We start from the raw sequence: 861 nt of genomic DNA, 5'->3' as shown, positions 1-861 counted from the left end.
CAGACGATGGCAAAGCAACTGGAGTTGCGGTTAGTCGTCTTTGCCTAGCGCGTCGGCCATGGCGTAGTAGCCTTTGCGGGCCTGGATCTTCTGGCCGGGCTGACAGGTGAGGTTGAGGGTGCGGAAAGTGCCGTCGATCTTGGTGTTGGTGGGGGTGAAGCTGGCGAGGTACTGGGTGCGGAGTTCGTCCTGGATCTGGTCGAAGGCTTCCTGCAGGCGCTTGCCGTTGTTGCCTACGTTGATGACGCGACCGCCGGTCTCGGTGGCGAGGCGCTCCATGTCGCGTGCGCCGTTGTCGCCAATATTGATGCCGAAGCCTCCGCCGCCGTAGAAGCCGCGGTCGGCGATGAGGATGACGTAGACGATGGCGTTGGCCTTTTGGGCGGCTTCGGTGGCGGTCTTGAGGGTCTCCTGCGAGCCCTGGTCGCCGCCGTCGGTGAGAAGGACGAGGATCTTGCGGCCGGCCTCCTGGCGGAGCTTGTCATGGGCGGCGAGGTAGACGGCGTCGAAGAGGAGGGTACCGCGGGCGCTGCCGTTACCGGTGACCGAGCCGGTGCCTGCGCCGGTGTTGATCTCGGCGGAGTCGATGGAGTGCTTTATCTCGCGGGGGCTGTTGGTGTAGTCGGCGAGGAGATTGACGTTAATGTCGAAGGAGATGAGGAAGGCTTCGTCCTTGGGGGTGAGGACGTCTTTGAGAAACTCGGCGCCGGACTGCTGCTCGAGGGGGAGAACGGCGCGCTGGCTGCCGCTGGTGTCGAGGAGGATGCCGATGGTGAGGGGGAGGTTTTTTTCCTGAGTAAAGTTCTTGGTCTTCTGGAGGGCCTTGTCCTCGTAGATGCTGCAGTCGTCTTTGTGGAGGTT

Annotated in this window: 1 protein-coding gene; it reads right to left on the bottom strand. The window is 62.7% G+C overall.

Annotated features, from left to right (window positions below; translation table 11 throughout):
• Positions 1-30: 30 nt before the first annotated feature.
• The coding region (locus GSQ94_RS20490; RefSeq protein WP_158945879.1) for a VWA domain-containing protein at positions 31-861 on the bottom strand (831 nt) is incomplete at its 5' end.

This window comes from Granulicella sp. S190, from assembly GCF_009766095.1.
Lineage (GTDB): Bacteria > Acidobacteriota > Terriglobia > Terriglobales > Acidobacteriaceae > Edaphobacter.
This window is presented reverse-complemented; position numbering and strand designations above follow the sequence as displayed.